The 17,105-nt window shown below is 70.7% G+C and carries 16 protein-coding genes and 1 tRNA gene; 10 read left to right on the top strand and 7 right to left on the bottom strand.

What is annotated here, in order from left to right:
* Positions 1-71: 71 nt before the first annotated feature.
* Positions 72-443: a GIY-YIG nuclease family protein gene (locus tag ACWD0J_RS01220; RefSeq protein ID WP_451493605.1), complete on the top strand. Its 372-nt coding sequence runs from the start codon at positions 72-74 to the stop codon at positions 441-443.
* Between the two features lie 664 nt (positions 444-1,107).
* Here the strand turns inward: ACWD0J_RS01220 and ACWD0J_RS01215 are convergent.
* From ACWD0J_RS01215 to phoU, 3 genes are all read right to left on the bottom strand, one after another.
* The gene (locus ACWD0J_RS01215) at positions 1,108-1,323 is read right to left on the bottom strand and encodes a hypothetical protein (protein WP_451493604.1); all 216 of its coding nucleotides are present in this window, start codon (positions 1,321-1,323) and stop codon (positions 1,108-1,110) included.
* 233 nt (positions 1,324-1,556) lie between these two features.
* Positions 1,557-1,805, bottom strand: a complete 249-nt coding sequence (locus ACWD0J_RS01210) for an SCO4226 family nickel-binding protein (protein WP_451493603.1) — start codon at positions 1,803-1,805, stop codon at positions 1,557-1,559.
* Between the two features lie 701 nt (positions 1,806-2,506).
* Positions 2,507-3,208 (bottom strand): phosphate signaling complex protein PhoU, encoded by a 702-nt coding sequence (phoU, locus tag ACWD0J_RS01205; protein ID WP_451493602.1) that lies wholly within the window; start codon positions 3,206-3,208, stop codon positions 2,507-2,509.
* A gap of 236 nt (positions 3,209-3,444) precedes the next feature.
* Between phoU and ACWD0J_RS01200 the strand changes: the two genes are divergently transcribed.
* Both ACWD0J_RS01200 and ACWD0J_RS01195 read left to right on the top strand, forming a co-directional pair.
* Complete coding sequence (locus tag ACWD0J_RS01200; protein ID WP_451493601.1) at positions 3,445-4,719, top strand: sensor histidine kinase; 1,275 nt, start codon at positions 3,445-3,447, stop codon at positions 4,717-4,719.
* Positions 4,716-5,396, top strand: coding sequence for a response regulator transcription factor (locus ACWD0J_RS01195; protein ID WP_015659563.1), 681 nt, complete (start codon positions 4,716-4,718; stop codon positions 5,394-5,396). The genes ACWD0J_RS01200 and ACWD0J_RS01195 overlap by 4 nt, the downstream gene beginning before the upstream one ends.
* Positions 5,397-5,610: 214 nt before the next feature.
* On the opposite strand, the gene ACWD0J_RS01190 is transcribed toward ACWD0J_RS01195, so the two are convergent.
* A complete protein-coding gene (locus ACWD0J_RS01190; protein ID WP_451493600.1) occupies positions 5,611-6,294 on the bottom strand; it encodes a copper chaperone PCu(A)C in 684 nt (227 codons plus the stop codon).
* A 602-nt stretch (positions 6,295-6,896) separates the two neighbouring features.
* Between ACWD0J_RS01190 and ACWD0J_RS01185 the strand changes: the two genes are divergently transcribed.
* The 6 genes from ACWD0J_RS01185 to ACWD0J_RS01160 all read left to right on the top strand — a co-directional run bounded on the left by ACWD0J_RS01185 (position 6,897) and on the right by ACWD0J_RS01160 (position 13,288).
* On the top strand, positions 6,897-7,379 hold the full coding sequence (locus ACWD0J_RS01185; RefSeq protein WP_003953493.1) for a CarD family transcriptional regulator: 483 nt from the start codon (positions 6,897-6,899) through the stop codon (positions 7,377-7,379).
* A 276-nt stretch (positions 7,380-7,655) separates the two neighbouring features.
* Positions 7,656-8,420, top strand: a complete 765-nt coding sequence (ispD, locus tag ACWD0J_RS01180; RefSeq protein WP_451493599.1) for a 2-C-methyl-D-erythritol 4-phosphate cytidylyltransferase — start codon at positions 7,656-7,658, stop codon at positions 8,418-8,420.
* On the top strand, positions 8,410-8,907 hold the full coding sequence (ispF, locus tag ACWD0J_RS01175) for a 2-C-methyl-D-erythritol 2,4-cyclodiphosphate synthase (RefSeq protein ID WP_451493598.1): 498 nt from the start codon (positions 8,410-8,412) through the stop codon (positions 8,905-8,907). Before ispD ends, ispF begins: the two co-directional genes overlap by 11 nt.
* Positions 8,908-8,990: 83 nt before the next feature.
* Entirely contained in the window at positions 8,991-10,391 is a 1,401-nt protein-coding gene (gene cysS, locus ACWD0J_RS01170; protein WP_451493597.1) for a cysteine--tRNA ligase, read from the top strand.
* A 100-nt stretch (positions 10,392-10,491) separates the two neighbouring features.
* Positions 10,492-11,433: a 23S rRNA (guanosine(2251)-2'-O)-methyltransferase RlmB gene (gene rlmB, locus ACWD0J_RS01165; RefSeq protein ID WP_451493596.1), complete on the top strand. Its 942-nt coding sequence runs from the start codon at positions 10,492-10,494 to the stop codon at positions 11,431-11,433.
* 118 nt (positions 11,434-11,551) lie between these two features.
* Complete coding sequence (locus ACWD0J_RS01160; protein WP_451493595.1) at positions 11,552-13,288, top strand: DoxX family membrane protein; 1,737 nt, start codon at positions 11,552-11,554, stop codon at positions 13,286-13,288.
* 697 nt (positions 13,289-13,985) lie between these two features.
* Here ACWD0J_RS01160 and ACWD0J_RS01155 read toward each other — a convergent pair.
* From ACWD0J_RS01155 to ACWD0J_RS01145, 3 genes are all read right to left on the bottom strand, one after another.
* On the bottom strand, positions 13,986-14,717 hold the full coding sequence (locus tag ACWD0J_RS01155; RefSeq protein WP_451493594.1) for a nucleotidyltransferase family protein: 732 nt from the start codon (positions 14,715-14,717) through the stop codon (positions 13,986-13,988).
* An 88-nt stretch (positions 14,718-14,805) separates the two neighbouring features.
* Positions 14,806-15,258 carry a hypothetical protein gene (locus ACWD0J_RS01150; protein ID WP_451493593.1) on the bottom strand — a complete coding sequence of 151 codons (453 nt, stop codon included), beginning with the start codon at positions 15,256-15,258 and terminating at the stop codon, positions 14,806-14,808.
* 267 nt (positions 15,259-15,525) lie between these two features.
* The gene (locus ACWD0J_RS01145; RefSeq protein WP_451493592.1) at positions 15,526-16,662 is read right to left on the bottom strand and encodes an ABC transporter ATP-binding protein; all 1,137 of its coding nucleotides are present in this window, start codon (positions 16,660-16,662) and stop codon (positions 15,526-15,528) included.
* A gap of 362 nt (positions 16,663-17,024) precedes the next feature.
* Between ACWD0J_RS01145 and ACWD0J_RS01140 the strand changes: the two genes are divergently transcribed.
* A tRNA-Thr gene (locus ACWD0J_RS01140) sits at positions 17,025-17,100 on the top strand.
* Positions 17,101-17,105 lie beyond the last annotated feature (5 nt).

Here is a 17,105-nt window from a genome sequence, read left to right as displayed (position 1 = left end):
ACTTCGAGCAGCCGCCCCACCCCGACCTGGACGCTGGGCGCCTGCTGTACGTCGGTATAGCCCCGCGGTTCATGGCGAACCGGACCAGCGCGCAGAACCTTCGCAAGCGGGTGCGCTACCACTACCGGGGCAACGCGGCCGGCTCGACGCTGCGGCTCACCCTCGGATGCCTGCTCGGCCTTGAGCTGCGCCGCGTGGGCAGCGGCAAGCGGATGACCTTCGGCAAGGCCGGCGAAGCCACCCTGAGCCAGTGGATGGCGGACAACGCGCGGGTGTGCTGGATTGAGCAGAGCGAACCATGGGACCTGGAGTCACAGCTCATCTCCCAGCTCGACCTCCCGCTGAACCTCGACCAGAACCGCCACAACGCGTTCCACAGTCGCCTGAAGGAGATACGAGCCCAAGCACGCCAGCGAGCACGAGAGTTGCCCATCAGCTCGTAGGCCGCCGAACGGGCCGTTGCCTGGGCCGTCTCTGGGCCGTCCGAGGTTGCTCGACAGTGGCCAATGACGACCAACGACGACCACCAGGCACACGGTCCCCCACTCCTGACCAGCAAAAACCCAGCTCACCAAGATCCCCGGCAAGACCCAGGGCAAGAAGAAGTAACCCCCGACCCGCCCCGATCAAGCCCCCTGCCTGCGGGTTCACCGCTGGCAGGGGGCTTGTCGCTGCGCTGGGGCTGTCTCGAGGCACACCGTCGGGAATGAGGGCCGGAACCTGCGTCGTCGGAACCGTAGCGGGTGCGCTGCTCGGACTGCTCCCGGTGTGCGCACCCGCGTGCGCCTGGATGTGTGGATGACGTCTGTCGCGCGCCCTGCCCTGCGTCCGCGAGGTGGCACACGCTGGAGGCTCGAACACAGGACGGGCTGCCGGAGGTTGAGGGTGGGCGAGTGGAAGCAAGGCAAGTGTGGTTGGCCGACGACGGCCGGCGGCCGCTGCGCCAACAAGACGGTGAAGGGCACCTCAAGGTGCTACCTCCATCAAGGCGAGTGGACCGAACGAGGCCGGGCCGAACTGAAGAAGAGGGCGAGCAGGCGTCGCAGGAAGTGAGTTCCCTCTCACGGCTTGGCCCGGCCTGGCCTGCCGGGCCTCCATGGGCGGGGATCACGGACTGCCCGACTCCGATATCCCCCGCGTGAGTTGGCTCACCACGTCCAGGATCCACTGGCCGAAGGGGGTGGGGGCGACCAGGACTCCGAAGACCAGGACGATGAGCACGGTCAGCTTCTCGTCGGTGCGGCTCCGGGCATGGGTTCGTCGGCGTAGCCGTACGACGATGATGACAGCCAGCAGAACCGCCACATTGATCGTCAGCACCACCCGGCCGGCCCTCCCGTCAGGCGAGAACGTCCCAGGTCTTCCTGTCTAGCTCGGGCCGGACGACGGGGTGGTCCAATTGCCGGCGGTTGGCGGCAAAACGCTTCTCCGCGGCCGGATCGAGTCGTGAGCGGCACCCCTGTCCTGTGCCGCTGGTCCTCTGCCGTCCGCCTCTGTCTCTGCCGTCCGCCTCTGCCGTCTGCTGTCCGCTTCTGTCTCTGCCGTCCGCTCCTGCCTCAGATCGACAGCGGAACCTCATGGATCTCGTCGGCCCTGTGTCCCGCGCGTTCGTGGACGCGTTGGACCGCGTCCGCCGAGGGGGCCTCGGAGAGGCAGTAGATCGTGCCGGAGTCGGGGTCCGCCCAGGCACGTTCGAAGTGCACGTTCTCTTCCTTCTCCACGGCGGCGTCGGCGTCGTGCGCCTGCCTGAGCTGCTCGGGCGTGATGCCCTCGAACCCGTGATGGACGTCCATGAACTGAGCCATGGCCTCGCACCTCCTTGTCCTTTCCGAGGTCCGTTCCGCGTGCGCGAGTGTGCTCACCCGCTCGCCCTTTCATGGTGCGCCCGTACGGGGGCCGGTGCGACCCCGAGCGGCTCGCACAGCGTGCCCGGCAACGACGAAGAGCCCCGGCTCATCACCGAGGCCCTCACTGTCGTACGAGATGCACGTCGTACGAGTTGTTACTCCCGTACGCGTTGTTACTGCCGTACGAGATTCACCGCACCGTCAGCCGCGCTCTTCCGCGCTCTTCCGTGCTCAGCCGCACTGGCACGGATTGCCCGACTGACACCCGCAGCCGCAGCCCGAGCCGCAGCCGCACGCGCCGAAGAGCGGGAGGCTCTTGATCTCGGCGGGCTGCTCGGTCGGGCGTTCCTGCGTGGGGTCGGGTAGGGGGGTGCTGGGGGATTCGGCCATGGTCCCTCCTCAAGGCTGGAGCCTGTGCCTCATTGGACGCCCGTCGGGCTGGGCGCATCAACGGCGCACTGTGGCTCGTACACGCCCCGAAAGGCCCCCGCACGCCCGGCACCGGCCAGTCGGCCCCCGCACGCCCGGCACCGCCGCACCAAGCCGCGAACCCCTGGCGCGCGCCCCTCCCCGCCTCAGACGCACGCCTCAGACCACGTACGCCTCAGACCACGCACGCCTCAGACCGCGCACGCCTCAGCCCCGCCAGGACCCCCGCCTCAGACGCCCTCCACCCCAGGCCCCGCCTGGATGTCCGGCTGCACGTCCGCCTGGAGCTCGTCCGCGTGTTCGCCCGTGACGAGGTACACCACGCGCTTGGCCACCGACACCGCGTGGTCGGCGAACCGCTCGTAGTAGCGGCCGAGCAGTGTGACGTCGACGGCCGTCTCGATGCCGTGCTTCCAGCGGTCGTCGATGAGGTGCTGGAAGAGCGTGCGGTGCAGGAGGTCCATCTCGTCGTCGTCCTGCTCCAGCTGGAGCGCCAGGTCGACGTCCTTCGAGATGATCACCTCGGCCGCCTTCGCCATCAGGCGCTGCGCCAGCTGGCCCATCTCCAGGATCGTCGCGTGCAGGTCGTGCGGGACCGCGCGCTCCGGGAAGCGCAGCCGGGCCAGCTTGGCCACGTGCTGGGCCAGGTCGCCGGAGCGCTCCAGGTCGGCCGACATCCGCAGCGAGGTCACGACGATCCTGAGGTCGGTCGCCACCGGCTGCTGGCGGGCCAGCAGCGCTATCGCGCGCGCCTCCAGGTCGTGCTGGAGCTCGTCGACCCGCTGGTCGGCCTCGATCACGCTCTCGGCCAGCTTCAGGTCGGTGTCGAGGATCGCCGTCGTGGCGCGCCCGATCGCCGACCCGACCAGCCGGGCCATCTCCACCAGGCTGTCGCTGATCGAGTCCAGTTCCTCGTGGTACGCGTCCCGCATCAGGGTTCCCTCTCGTACGTCATCTTCGGGGGCTCACCGGGGGCCGGGGCCCGGTGCGTATGTCCTGCACAACCGGTGCTTCGCTCCCCACGCTCCCACGTTGTGGCCTGTACGCGTCCGTTTCCGGCACCCCAAATGAACCACTACTGGCTCCAAGGTGAACTCTGGGCGACGAGTGTTCGAGGTCGCACTCGGATGGCTGTGGCCTTGAGCGATCCCGTGCCTAACCTGGGTGCATGGACGTGAACGCGGCGGTCGCCGCAGCGGCAGCGATCGCCGGTGTGCTCACCGGTGTCATCGCCATGCTGGCGTTCCGCTGGAGCGAGCGGGAGCAGAAACGACCCACCCGCACCTCCCTGCACACCGACCCGATGCTGCCACCGGGCGTGGACACCGTCCTGTCCGTGCTCCGGTCCTCGGCCGTCGTACTGGACGAGGCGGACACCGTCGTCAAGGCCAGCTCCGCCGCGTACGCCCTCGGGCTGGTCCGCGGCGGCAAGCTGTCCGTGGAGCCCATGCTCCTGATGGCCAGGGACACCCGGCGGGACGGGGAGATACGCCAGGTGGAGCTGGATCTGCCGAGGCGGGGGACCGGGCGGGGCGAGGCCCTCGCCGTTTCCGCGCGGGTGGCGCCGCTCGGCTCCCGGCTGGTGCTGCTGCTGGTCGAGGACCTCACCGAGGCCCGGCGCATCGAGGCGGTGCGACGCGACTTCGTCGCCAACGTCAGCCATGAGCTGAAGACCCCCGTCGGCGCGCTCTCCCTCCTGTCCGAGGCCGTCATGGACGCCTCCGACGACCCGGAGGCGGTGGAACGCTTCGCCGGCCGCATGCAGATCGAGGCGACCCGGCTCACCAACCTGGTGCAGGAGCTCATCGACCTCTCGCGTGTGCAGAACGACGATCCCCTGGAGGACGCCGAACCCGTCCGCGTCGACGAACTGGTCGCCGAGGCCATCGACCGCTGCCGGCACCAGGCCGGCGCCAAGGCCATCACCATGGCCGCCGGCGGCACCGCCGACCTGCACGTCTGGGGCAACCGCGGCCAGCTCGCCGCCGCCCTCGGCAACCTCGTCGAGAACGCCGTCAACTACTCGCCCGCCCGTACCCGCGTCGGCATAGCCGCCCGCCGGGTGAACGCACCCGGTGGTGACATGATCGAGGTCGCCGTCACCGACCAGGGCATCGGGATCTCCGACAAGGACAAGGAGCGCATCTTCGAGCGCTTCTACCGCGTCGACCCGGCCCGCTCCCGTGCCACCGGCGGCACGGGCCTCGGCCTCGCCATCGTCAAGCACGTGGCCGCCTCGCACGGCGGGGAGGTCACGGTGTGGAGCGCCGAGGGGCAGGGCTCCACCTTCACCCTGCGGCTGCCGGAGGCGCGGGCCGCCCGCGACCGCGCGCACCAGCACTCCGGCCGCGGCGGTCTCGCGGGCGAGTCCGGCCGTTCCAGCCCCTCAGTCCCCCCCACATCCTCTTACGAACCGCTTCCTGCCCCGGAGGTCCTTCCGTGACCCGTGTGCTCGTCGTCGAGGACGAGGAGTCCTTCTCCGACGCCCTGTCGTACATGCTCCGCAAAGAGGGCTTCGAGGTCGCCGTCGCGACCACCGGGCCCGACGGACTCGACGAGTTCGAGCGCAACGGCGCCGACCTCGTCCTCCTCGACCTGATGCTGCCCGGTCTGCCGGGCACCGAGGTGTGCCGTCAGCTGCGCGGCCGCTCCAACGTCCCCGTCATCATGGTGACCGCCAAGGACAGCGAGATCGACAAGGTCGTCGGGCTGGAGATAGGAGCCGACGACTACGTGACCAAGCCGTTCTCCTCCCGCGAGCTGGTCGCCCGGATCCGGGCCGTCCTGCGCCGCCGGGGCGAGCCGGAGGAGGTCACCCCGGCCGCGCTGGAGGCGGGCCCGGTCCGCATGGACGTGGACCGCCACGTCGTCACCGTCTCCGGCTCGAAGGTCGACCTCCCCCTCAAGGAGTTCGACCTCCTGGAGATGCTGCTGCGCAACGCCGGCCGCGTCCTGACCCGCATGCAGCTCATCGACCGGGTCTGGGGCGCCGACTACGTCGGTGACACCAAGACCCTCGACGTCCACGTCAAGCGCCTGCGCGCCAAGATCGAGCCGGACCCGGGCGCACCGCGGTACCTGGTGACGGTCCGCGGCCTCGGCTACAAGTTCGAGCCGTAGACCCTAGCCGCAGACAGCAACCCGCATACAGCAACCCGCATACAGCAACCCGTAGACCGCGATCCGTAGCCCGCACACCGTCTGTCGTCGACAGACCGTGAGCCACGGACACGGAAGCCGACACGGAAGTGGCACGGAAGCGGCACGGACGCCGACACGGAAGGGCGGGGCCCCCGGAGCATCCGGGAGTCCCGCCCTTCCGTCGTACGGCTGCTCAGTGGCCGGCGGCCGGCGACTCCGTCGCGCTCGCGGACGCGGCGTCGCCCGGGGTGCTCGCGTCGGCCGGGGTGCCCTCCGGGGAGGTGGACGCCGAGGGCGAACCCGAGGTGCCCTCACCCGGTTCCTGGCTCGTGCCCGGCTCCGCCGAGCCGCCCGGGGCCGCCGGGATCTCGGTCGGGCCCCACGAGCTGAAGTAGCTCTCGGCCGGGACGACGAAGGCGCGCAGGCTCACCTCGCCGGTCTCGCTGAAGCCGAAGGTCACCTTCTGGGCGTTGCCGTCCTTGACGGACTCGCCGAGCTGGTTCAGCGTCGCGGAGGCGTTGCCCTGGCCGCCGAGGACGACGGAGCCGCCGGCCGGGACGGTCAGCTCGCCCTTGCCCTTGGCGGGCGTGATCTCGGCGGTGCCGGCGCCTTCGACGCTCACCGACTCCAGGGTCTGGGCGCGGCTGCCGCCGTTGAACACGGTGGCGGAGATCACCGCCGGGCCCTCGGCCTCGGGGTCGGGCTGGGTGATGATCACGACGTTCTGGAGCTTGATGTCCCCCACGGTCGTAGCCGCGTTGTCCGGCTTGACCTGAAGGGTCTGGGCGTTGTTGCCGGCGCTGCACGCGGCGAGCGAGGCGATCGAGAACGCGATGGCGGCGGCGGCGAGGGCACCGCGTCGAAGGCTGCTGCTCACGGCGGCGGTAACTCCTTGACTCGAGCGAGGGCGGCTCGTAAAGCCGCGCTAAGTGTCTGTCAGCGGCCTCAGGTTACCGAGCCGTTCTCGCGCCACCGCACCCGACCCTCCCTCGGAGCGGGTCGGCTTCCTCGGCTTGCGCGGCCACATGCGTCACAACTGTCTCCCGAGTCACATTGCGCCGGCGCTCGTCCGCCATTCACATAAGCGCCCCCCGTACGCCGCCGGGGATTTTCCGTGGAGGAATCCGTGCACCACGGAATTGATCACCGCGCGGCCGGCCGGGTGCCCCGGTGATCAATTCCGGATTCGTCTCGGACCCGACTCCTGACGCCGAACGGAGTAGCGGAAGTCGCACGCCTGGAACCGGACATATCAGGATGTTCGGCCGTCCGGGGGGTCCTCCGGATGTGTGTAACGTACGCGTTTCACCTCCCCCGGAGAGCCGCTCCCACCTGCGAATACTTTCTCCCGCTCGGCCCGCGCAGCACGTTCCTGTTGCTGTTGTCAAGCCCCGAGATATGCCCTGACCTGCGAAAACGCCATTCAGAACCCGCGGCTTCCGTGTTACTCTGGATAGCCACGGAAGGGGTACCTGTCACATGACGTTCAAGGTTGGCGACACCGTGGTCTATCCCCATCACGGGGCCGCGCTGATCGAGGCTATCGAAACTCGCCAGATCAAAGGCGTGGACAAGACCTACTTGGTGCTGAAGGTCGCCCAGGGTGACCTGACGGTACGTGTGCCAGCGGACAATGCGGAGTTCGTCGGCGTGCGTGATGTGGTCGGTCAGGACGGGCTGGACCGGGTCTTCGAGGTGCTGCGCGCGCCGTACGCCGAGGAGCCCACGAACTGGTCTCGTCGTTACAAGGCAAATCTGGAGAAGCTCGCCTCCGGCGATGTCATCAAGGTCGCGGAAGTCGTGCGTGACCTGTGGCGTCGTGAGCGCGAGCGCGGACTCTCCGCCGGTGAGAAGCGCATGCTCGCCAAGGCCCGCCAGATTCTGGTGAGCGAGCTCGCGCTCGCGGAGAACACGAACGAGGACAAGGCCGAGGCTCTGCTCGACGAGGTCCTCGCGTCCTGACACCGACGCAGGCCGCAGTGAGCAGCCCGCTGAGTTCAGCACATTGAAATGCCGCGGTGCCCGATGACGCATTTGCTGTCGCCGGGCGCTGCGGCATGTTCGCGTTTCGACGCCGTACGCGTGTTCACCCCGGAGGAAAGCTCCCCCGATACTGTGCGTGCCGGGCCCGGACGGTCGGCTCGACCAGGGTCACGGAAGGGTTCTGGCCAAGCTGTCGTACCCGACACGCTGAGGCCATACCCACGTAGGCCGAGCACACAAACCTGACAGGAACCGATGTCTGACGTTTCCCGCCCCGCGCCCGCCCAGGGCCGTACGACCGCCCGCACCGCCGCTGTGATCCCGGCCGCCGGCCGGGGCGTACGGCTCGGTCCGGGCGCCCCCAAAGCGCTCCGCGCGCTGAACGGCACCCCGATGCTCATCCACGCGGTCCGCGCGCTGGCCGCGTCCCGTGCCGTCTCCCTGGTCGTGGTCGTGGCCCCGCCCGACGGCGCCGGCGAGGTCAAGTCGCTGCTCGACGCGGACGCGCTGCCCGAGCGGACGGACTTCCTGGTCGTCCCCGGCGGCGAGAGCCGCCAGGAGTCCGTACGGCTCGGCCTGGACGCGCTGCCGTCCGGGTACGACATCGTGCTGGTCCACGACGCCGCCCGGCCGCTGGTCCCGGTCGACACGGTGGACGCGGTCATCGAGGCCGTACGGGAGGGAGCCGTGGCCGTCGTCCCGGCGCTGCCGCTCGCGGACACCGTCAAGGAGGTCGAGCCGGCCGCGACCCCGGGCGAGCCGGAACCGGTCGTCGCCACCCCCGACCGGGCGCGTCTGCGGGCCGTCCAGACCCCGCAGGGCTTCGACCGCGCGACCCTGGTCCGCGCCCACGAGACGGTCACCGGGGACGTCACCGACGACGCGAGCATGGTCGAACAGCTCGGCGAGACGGTCGTGACCGTCCCCGGCCACGAGGAGGCCTTCAAGGTCACGCGCCCCCTGGACCTCGTCCTCGCGGAGGCGGTCCTGGCCCGCCGGAGGCTCAACGATGGCTTCTGAGGCACCGCTGCTTCCCCAGGTCGGCATCGGCACCGACATCCACGCCTTCGAGGAGGGCCGCGAGCTGTGGTGCGCCGGCCTGAAATGGGAGGGCGAGGGCACCGGCCTGGCCGGGCACTCCGACGCGGACGTCGTCGCGCACGCCGCCTGCAACGCGCTGTTCTCGGCGGCCGGGCTGGGCGACCTCGGGCAGCACTTCGGTACCGGGCGTCCCGAGTGGTCGGGTGCCTCCGGTGTCACGCTGCTGGCGGAGGCCGCCCGGATCGTGCGGGAGGCGGGCTTCACCATCGGCAACATCGCCGTGCAGGTCGTCGGCGCACGCCCCAAGATCGGCAAGCGCCGGGACGAGGCCCAGAAGATCCTGTCGGAGGCGGCCGGGGCCCCGGTCTCGGTGTCGGGCGCCACCACCGACGGGCTCGGCTTCCCCGGGCGGGACGAAGGGCTGATGGCGGTGGCCACGGCACTGGTCGCACGCACCGGAACCTGACGCCGCTGCCGCGAACGTCACGAATCCGCCCGCCCTGAGCCGAAGGTCGCAGGGCACTCCCCGTCGCCTACTACCCTGGACACGTGACTATTCGCCTGTACGACACCAGCGCCCGGCAGATCCGTGACTTCGCCCCGCTCCAGCCGGGTTGTGTCTCGATCTACCTGTGTGGCGCCACCGTGCAGGCCGCACCGCACATCGGGCACATCCGCTCGGGCCTGAACTTCGACATCATGCGCCGCTGGTTCGAGTACCGCGGCTACGACGTCACGTTCATCCGCAACGTCACGGACATCGACGACAAGATCATCGCCAAGGCGGCCGGCCAGGGCCGCCCCTGGTGGTCCATCGGCTACGAGAACGAGCGCGCCTTCAACGACGGCTACACCGTGCTCGGTTGCCTCCCGCCGACCTACGAGCCCCGCGCCACCGGCCACATCACCGAGATGGTCGAGATGATGCGCGGCCTCATCGAGCGCGGACACGCGTACGAGGCCGACGGCAGCGTCTACTTCGACGTGCGCTCCTGGCCGGCCTACCTCGAACTCTCCCGGCAGGACCTGGACGAGATGCGCCAGCCCGCCGAGGACGGCATCACCGGCAAGCGGGACCCCCGCGACTTCGCCATGTGGAAGGCGGTCAAGCCGGGCGAGCCGAGCTGGGAGACCCCGTGGGGCCGGGGCCGTCCGGGCTGGCACCTGGAGTGCTCGGCGATGGCCCACAAGTACCTCGGCTCCGCCTTCGACATCCACGGCGGCGGCCTGGACCTGATCTTCCCGCACCACGAGAACGAGATCGCCCAGGCCAAGGCCTACGGCGACGAGTTCGCCCGGTACTGGCTGCACAACGCCTGGGTCACCATGAGCGGCGAGAAGATGTCGAAGTCGCTCGGCAACTCGGTCCTGGTCAGCGAGATGGTCAAGGTCTGGCGCCCGATCGTGCTGCGCTACTACCTCGGCACCCCGCACTACCGCTCGATGATCGAGTACAGCGAGGAGGCCCTGCGCGAGGCCGAGTCCGCGTTCGCGCGGATCGAGGGCTTCGTGCAGCGCGTGGTGGAGAAGGCCGGGGGAGCCGTCGAGCCCTCCGCCGAGGTGCCGCCCGCCTTCGCCGAGGCGATGGACGACGACCTGGGCGTGCCGCAGGCCCTCGCCGTCGTGCACACCACCGTCCGGCAGGGCAACTCCGCGCTGGCCGCCGACGACAAGGAGGCCGCGGTGGCCCGCCTCGCCGAGGTGCGCGCCATGCTCGGCGTCCTCGGCCTGGACCCGCTCGACCCGCACTGGGCCGGCGAGGCCGACCGCGGCGACGACCTCCACGGGGTCGTCGACAGCCTCGTACGCCTGGTCCTCGACCAGCGGGAGGCGGCCCGCGGCCGCAAGGACTGGACCACCGCCGACGCCATCCGCGACCAGCTCAACCAGTCCGGGCTCGTCATCGAGGACGGCCCCCAGGGCCCGCGCTGGAGCCTCGGCCCGCGCTGAGCCCTTTCTTGATCGATTGTGCCGCCCGGCTGTCCGGGCGGCACACTGCATAGACACGTACGTTCGCACGCTTCGGCTTCAGAGAAGAGACAGGTAGGTCATGGCAGCCAACAACCGCCGCATGTCCGGCAAGAAGGGCGCGCAGGTCGGCAGTGGCGGCCAGCGGCGCAAGGCGCTGGAGGGCAGGGGCCCGACCCCGCCCGCCGAGATGCGCAAGGGCCACAAGAAGAACCGCGTCGCCAACGCGAAGGCGAAGCAGACGGTACGCCGGCCCGCGGTCCGCGGCCGGGGCGGCAAGGGCACCTCGGAGATGGTCGTCGGCCGCAACCCCGTCTTCGAGGCACTGCGCGACGGCGTGCCCGCGACGACGCTCTACGTCCAGCAGTTCATCGACAACGACGAGCGGGTCCGCGAGGCACTCCAGCTCGCCGCCGAGCGCGGCGGGATCCACCTCATGGAGGCCCCCCGCCCCGAGCTCGACCGCATGACCAACGGGCTCAACCACCAGGGCCTCGTCCTCCAGGTCCCGGCCTACGAGTACGCGCACCCCGAGGACCTCGCGAGCGCCGCCTACGACAAGGGCGAGGACCCGCTCATCGTCGCCCTCGACGGCGTCACCGACCCGCGCAACCTCGGCGCCGTCGTCCGCTCCGTCTCCGCCTTCGGCGGCCACGGCGTCGTCGTCCCCGAGCGGCGCGCGGCCGGCATGACCGCCGGCGCCTGGAAGTCGTCCGCCGGCACGGCCGCCCGTACGCCCGTCGCCCGCGCCACCAACCTCACGCGCGCCCTGGAGGCGTACAAGAAGGCCGGCATCACGGTCGTCGGCCTGGCCGCCGACGGCGAGACCGAGATCGGCGAGCTGCCGGCGCTGGGCGGCCCCGTCGTCATCGTCGTCGGCAGCGAGGGCAAGGGCCTGTCCCGGCTCGTCGGCGAGACCTGCGACCACCGGGTGCGGATCGCGATGCCGGGCGGCGCCGAGTCGCTCAACGCCGGTGTCGCGGCGGGCATCGTGCTGTACGAGGCCGCACGCCGACGCGCCTGAGCGGCTGTTCGACGTAGTCACCCATACGGGGTGTTCCTGGTGGACAGGACAACCTTGACGGGGTCCGGACAGATCCGCCCAGTCAAAGCAGTGTCCTATCCACACGTCACTCGGTTAGATGAGTGTGGACACCAGAACACCCCGCACACCCACGGGGGACGGCCCGTCGGGCTTCGACGACGCTCCCGCGCTGAGCATGGTGAAGGTGCCGAGCGATCCGGCGCAGATCATCGTCAATCATGTGAGCTTCCGCGTGCAGTTGGGCGCGTCGACGCGGCGTAATCAATCTCCGCGGATCGCACGGCACTTGAGCGCCACCGAGGACACCGCCCTGATGCCTGTCGCCGGCGCGGCCGGCAGACCCGGCGTGAGCGCGGGCGCGCGCCGCCGGCCCGTCGTGTGGAGCGGCAAGTCCGACCCCGACGACACCGGCGCCCACCGCCTGCTCCAGGCCGTACGGGGCGGCAGCGTCGGCCACGGCGAGGCGCCCGCCCCGGTCGCCGACGCCGGAGCCACCCAGGTCATCCCCCGCGTCGGCGGCTACGGCGGTTACGGCGGCCAGGGCTACGCCGGCGAGGGCTACGACGGCGAGGGCTACGACGGCTACGACGACCTGGCCCAGACCGTCGAGACGCCCGTGGTCGGCGCCCAGCGCACCCCCGCCCCCGACGGCACCCGACTCCTGCCGCACATGCGGACCGTGGGCAGCGCCTACGACGAACCCGCTTACGGCACCGGGGAGTTCGAGGAGTACGAGGACGGCGACGGCGACGACGGCGACGAGAACGGGCCCGCCAAGCGCCAGGGCGACGACCCCGCACGGCACGCCTACTACCCGGGCCGCCGCATGAACCTGGGCGTCGTCCTCCTCCCCCTGCGGATCTTCCTCGGCTTCATCTCCATCTACGCCGGCATGGGCAAGCTCTGCGACCCCGTCTACTTCGACGGCGGCGAACGCGGCTCCATGGTCAAGTGGCTCAACACCCTGCATCCCTGGGAAGTCGCCGAGCCGCTGCGCCAGTTCGCCCTCGAACATCCGGTCGGCGCGGGACTCGTCATCGCCTTCCTCCAGGTCATCGTGGGCGTCCTCACGATCCTGGGCTGCTGGCAGCGGGTCGCCGCGGTTGTCGGCGCCGGCCTGTCCGCCGCGCTCCTCGTCACCGTCAGCTGGAAGAGCGTCCCCGCCTACGACACCCCCGACATCATCTACCTCGCCGCCTGGTCCCCGCTGATCATCGCCGGCGCCCCCGTCTACTCCATCGACGGCCGCCTCGCGGGCGGCGCCTGGCGCCGCCTCGGACCCCGCGCCGACATCTGGGACCTGCGCCGCCACGTGCTGCGCCGGGGCGTCCTGATCACCGCCGTCGTCGCCGGGATCACCCTCCTCGCCGGCTCGCTGCTCGGCGGTGCCGTCCGGGACGCCGACCGCGTGATCGTCCCCGGACCCGGCGAGGCCCCGCGCAACGAACTGCCCGGCTCCCCGCTCCCGCAGGACCCCGCCAAGCGGGAGAAGAAGACCCCCTCGGCCTCCAGCTCGCCCACCCAGGGCGCCACGGCGGGGGCCACTCCGTCCGCCGGCACCGCCACCACCCCGGGCGCCACCCGGGACACCGGCACCGCGACCGGCGGCGCGCCCAGCCAGACCCAGGGCACCGGCGGCCAGGCACCGCCGCAGCAGACCTCCCCGGTCGAGCAGGCCCCCAGCACCACCTCCGGCCCGACCTCCGGCGGCTCCGCGACCGGCGGCAGCGGCTCGACCGGCGGTTCGGGCGGCGGCACGGGCGGCTCGGGCGGCTCCGGCAGCGGAGGGTCCTCCTCCGGCCAGCCGGGCCTGGTGGGCGGCCTGTTGGGGTGATCGAGCCGGTGGGCGACATCCTGGGCCCGCCCGCCGGCTGAGTTCCCCGGCCCGTACGACGGAGGGGTCCCGCACCGATGGTGTGCGGGACCCCTCCGTCGTACGCGGCGGCGAGGCCTTCGGGGGCGCGGAGAAGCGCGCGCCGCACCCCGCGACGGCCGGCAGGCCGGGAGAGAGCCCGCGGGCTCCCCAGCGGGCCGCCGGCTGCGGGAGAGCCTGTGGGCTCCCCAGGCGGCCTGCCGGCCCGGACGGCTGTGGGCTTCCAGGCCGGCCAACCGGCTGTAGACGGCTGGCTCGCTGGCTTCACAGGCGGCCTGGCGGCTACGCGGCGGCCCGTGCCGGCTCCCCAGACGACTCGCAGGCCCAGGAGAGGGCCTGTCGGCCCTCCAGACCGCTTACCGGGGCTGCGGACGGTCCGCTGGCCATGAGGCGGCGCGTGCGGTCCCCGCGGGCGGCCTACGGGCTACAAGGCGGCCAAGGGCTTCAGCGGCCCGCGCCGCAGATGGCCTACGGGCTACAGACGGCCTGGGGGGCTTCAGAGGCCCGCGGCGCAGACGGCCTAAGGGCTTCAGTGGCCCGCGCTACAGAGCGCCTGGAGGCGTCAGAGGCACGCGCTACAGAGCGCCTGGGGCTTCAGGGGCACGCGGCGCAGACGGCCCGCGGGCGGTGAGGAGGTCCGTCGGTCGGAGGGACGGCCTCAACGGCCCAGCGCCGCCAGCTCCTTCGCGGCCTCGGTCAGGTCCTTGGCGGTGTCGATGGCACGCCAGTACGCCCCCTGCGGGATCGGGAAACCGGCGAGACGGCGCTCGCGCGCCAGGCGGGGGAAGGTCGTCCGCTCATGGTCCCCGCGCTCGGGAAGCAGTCCCGCGAACTCCGGCGCGAAGACGTACACGCCCGCGTTGATCTCGTTCGTCGTCGGCGGTGCCTCGATGAAGTCCGTGACGCGCCCGAAGCCGTCCGTCTTCACGGCGCCCCACGGAATGCGCGGACGCGCCAGCGCGAGGGTCGCGACCGCGTCCCGCTCGGCGTGGAAGTCCGCCATGTCCCGCAGCGAGAAGCGGGTCCAGATGTCGCCGTTGGTCGCGTACCAGGGCTGGTCCGGGTGGGGCAGGTGCGCCGCGGCGTACTTGAGGCCGCCGCCGCGGCCGAGCGGCTCCGTCTCGACCACGGTCGTGACGTTCACCGGCAGGTCGGCGGCGTCCAGCCACTTCTCCAGGACCTCGGCGAGGTGGCCGCAGCTGACCACCACGTCCGTGACGCCCTCTTCCGCCAGCCAGGTGAGTTGATGGCCGATGATCGGAGTCCCGGTGCCGGGGATCTCGACCATCGGCTTGGGCCGGTCGTTGGTGTACGGACGCAGCCTGGAGCCCTGGCCACCGGCCAGAACGACGGCTTGAACGGGGCGGGACGCGGCGTTCGGATCGGTCATGATTCGAACTGTACTGGCGTCCCGCCCGCGGCCGGGGCCGGCGACCGTTCCTCAATCAGCCGTTACCACCCTCCCTGAGAGACCGCGCTCAGCTGTGCGCCGTCGCGACGCCCGTCGCGAAGGACGTGTCGCAGACCGGGCGGGCGTACGACTGCGCCTGCGTCGGCCCGTACACACGGACCGCGGCGCGGCCCAGGGCACGGGCGATGGACGCGCAGTGCTTCGCCAGGGACGGACGGCCGTTGACGGCCTCCTGGAGGTGCGTGAGCGCGACGCCCGGGTTCTTCTCCTGGAGTTCGGTCAGGAGCTGGTCGCGCAGGACGTCCTGCGGAGCCCGGGGCGCGCGCGGCTTGGCGTCCGACAGGGTGGCGTCGGATGCCGCGAGCACCGAGTCCGAGGGATTCCCCGACCAGTTGACTCGGGTGACCGCGAGGGTCCCGGAGAGCACCAGGACGACGGGCAGGACGAAAGCGAGGGAACGGCCGATCCGGCGGGCGGGGCCCCGGCCGCGTCGCGTCTGTTGGTTAGTGGAGTGCTTCACGCGAGTGAGGGTAGCGTGGGGTAATGATTTGGCGACATTTAGTCACCGGTTCGGGGGATGAAGTAGTGCCTCTATTCGGGTAGTGGGTTGACGCACACTGCTCGAAATGACCGGTCTGCCGGGGTATTTGTCGACAACGAGAAGGGCCCCGCAGCGGCGCGCGGGGCCCTTCTCGTCAACCCGGGGAATCACCCGGGACTGTCCTGCCTGTTTCCTGCCGATGTGCTGATGCCGGTCCCAGCCGGTCCCAGCCGGTGCCGGTCGGCGTCAGTCGGAGAGACGCTCGCCCGTGGAGGTCGAGAACACGTGGATCTCGCCCGGCCGCGGCACGACGTGCAGCGTGGCGCCCTTGTCCGGGACCGCGCGGCCGCTGACGCGGACGACCAGGTCCTTGAGGTCGCCGTCGACCTTGGCGCTGCCGTAGACGTAGCCGTCGGCGCCGAGCTCCTCGACGACGTTCACGGAGACCGCGAGGCCCGCCGGGGCGTCCTCGGTGTCCTTCGACAGGGACGCGACGGCGGCACCGCCGTGCTCGACGATGTCGAAGTGCTCCGGACGGACACCGACCGTGACCGAGGTGTCACCCTTGTCGGAGGCGGCCTTCAGCGCGTCACGGCTGACCGGGACGACGCTGTTGCCGAACTTCACACCGCCGTCGGTGATCGGGACCTCGATGAGGTTCATCGCGGGGGAGCCGATGAAGCCGGCGACGAAGAGGTTGGCGGGCCGGTCGTACATGTTCCGGGGCGAGTCGACCTGCTGGAGCAGACCGTCCTTGAGCACGGCCACCCGGTCGCCCATCGTCATGGCCTCGACCTGGTCGTGGGTGACGTAGACGGTGGTGATGCCGAGGCGGCGCTGGAGCGAGGCGATCTGCGTACGGGTGGACACGCGGAGCTTGGCGTCCAGGTTGGACAGCGGCTCGTCCATGAGGAACACCTGCGGCTCACGCACGATGGCGCGACCCATGGCGACACGCTGACGCTGACCACCGGAGAGGGCCTTCGGCTTGCGGTCCAGGTACTCGGAGAGGTCGAGGATCTTCGCGGCCTCCTCGACCTTCTGCCGGATCTCCGCCTTGTTGACGCCGGCGATCTTGAGCGCGAAGCCCATGTTGTCGGCGACGGACATGTGCGGGTAGAGCGCGTAGTTCTGGAACACCATGGCGATGTCCCGGTCCTTCGGCGGCAGGTGCGTGACGTCGCGGTCACCGATGCGGATGGAACCGCCGTTCACGTCCTCGAGCCCCGCGAGCATCCGGAGCGAGGTGGACTTGCCGCAACCCGACGGACCGACGAGGACGAGAAACTCGCCGTCCTCGATGTCGATCTCCAGAGCGTCGACGGCGGGCTTGGTGGAACCCGGGTAGATCCGGGTCGCCTTGTCGAACGAGACAGTGGCCATGGTGAAGGGCCCCCTTCTACCGGCAGGAACGTGCCGGACGATCCGTTGTAGGAAGGTGGTGAGCCGTCCCGGAACACAGCCCGGGATGGTGTAGTCCACAGACGTGAACTGGATCAGGACGGTACCTGGCGTTCGCCTGGCTGTCAGCACCCTTGGTCATGTGAACTTCGCGGAAATTTTCGAGCGGGGCAGAGCCACGCACTTCTGGCTCAGCCACGGGGGCCTGCTGCTCCGGGCCCGCAGTTCCGCGGTCACGCGGGAGTGCAACGCGGGAGGGCAACGCGGGAGGGGAACTTCGTGGCCCGGGGAAACGGGCTCTGTGTACAGTGGAGCCGCCTTCGCGCACGGTGTTCGTACGCGATGCCTCCTTAGCTCAGTCCGGCCCAGAGCGGCTGTCTTGTAAACAGCAGGTCGTCGGTTCGAATCCGACAGGAGGCTCAGTA

It is taken from the genome of Streptomyces sp. NPDC003011 (assembly GCF_053591515.1).
Note: the sequence above shows the minus strand (reverse complement) of the source record. Positions and strands in the feature narration are given on the sequence as shown.

Excerpts from the sequence above, each read along its gene's own strand:
- ACWD0J_RS01220 (WP_451493605.1), top strand. The coding sequence starts at position 72 with ATGGCGAACCGGACCAGCGCGCAGAACCTTCGCAAGCGGGTGCGCTAC.
- ACWD0J_RS01210 (WP_451493603.1), bottom strand. The coding sequence starts at position 1,805 with ATGGCTCAGTTCATGGACGTCCATCACGGGTTCGAGGGCATCACGCCC.
- phoU (WP_451493602.1), bottom strand. The coding sequence starts at position 3,208 with ATGCGGGACGCGTACCACGAGGAACTGGACTCGATCAGCGACAGCCTG.
- ACWD0J_RS01200 (WP_451493601.1), top strand. The coding sequence starts at position 3,445 with ATGGACGTGAACGCGGCGGTCGCCGCAGCGGCAGCGATCGCCGGTGTG.
- ACWD0J_RS01185 (WP_003953493.1), top strand. The coding sequence starts at position 6,897 with ATGACGTTCAAGGTTGGCGACACCGTGGTCTATCCCCATCACGGGGCC.
- ispD (WP_451493599.1), top strand. The coding sequence starts at position 7,656 with ATGTCTGACGTTTCCCGCCCCGCGCCCGCCCAGGGCCGTACGACCGCC.
- ispF (WP_451493598.1), top strand. The coding sequence starts at position 8,410 with ATGGCTTCTGAGGCACCGCTGCTTCCCCAGGTCGGCATCGGCACCGAC.
- rlmB (WP_451493596.1), top strand. The coding sequence starts at position 10,492 with ATGGCAGCCAACAACCGCCGCATGTCCGGCAAGAAGGGCGCGCAGGTC.
- ACWD0J_RS01160 (WP_451493595.1), top strand. The coding sequence starts at position 11,552 with ATGAGTGTGGACACCAGAACACCCCGCACACCCACGGGGGACGGCCCG.
- ACWD0J_RS01155 (WP_451493594.1), bottom strand. The coding sequence starts at position 14,717 with ATGACCGATCCGAACGCCGCGTCCCGCCCCGTTCAAGCCGTCGTTCTG.
- ACWD0J_RS01145 (WP_451493592.1), bottom strand. The coding sequence starts at position 16,662 with ATGGCCACTGTCTCGTTCGACAAGGCGACCCGGATCTACCCGGGTTCC.